The sequence below is a fragment of the Mycobacterium ostraviense genome, assembly GCF_002705925.1.
GTDB lineage: Bacteria > Actinomycetota > Actinomycetes > Mycobacteriales > Mycobacteriaceae > Mycobacterium > Mycobacterium ostraviense.
Genome location: NZ_NKRE01000032.1, coordinates 1 through 260, shown reverse-complemented (window position 1 = coordinate 260; position 260 = coordinate 1). Strand labels below are relative to the sequence as shown.

Genomic DNA, 260 nt, shown 5'->3' with positions numbered 1-260 from the left:
CTATAGCGCAGGCAGGTACATCGGCGCCAGCTTCACGCACTGAATCGGCTGTAACCCGTTCCCGGCAACGGCGGCCGGGGCTGGCCGCCGTTGCTAGAATGCCGGCCAGGAGGAACGACCTCCCCCGCATCGGGAATCAATGACCAGGACGGCCTGGCCCTACCAAGAGGAGGGCCGTCATGGCCTGGATCTATCTGTTGTTTGCCGGCCTGCTGGAAATCGTCTGGGCCGTGTCCATGAAGCAGTCCGAAGGCTTCACC

Annotated in this window: 1 protein-coding gene; it reads left to right on the top strand. The window is 63.5% G+C overall.

The window, feature by feature from the left end:
- Positions 1-179 precede the first annotated feature (179 nt).
- Positions 180-260 (top strand): SMR family transporter (locus CDN38_RS33640; protein WP_275539816.1); only part of this gene is annotated, 81 nt, incomplete at its 3' end.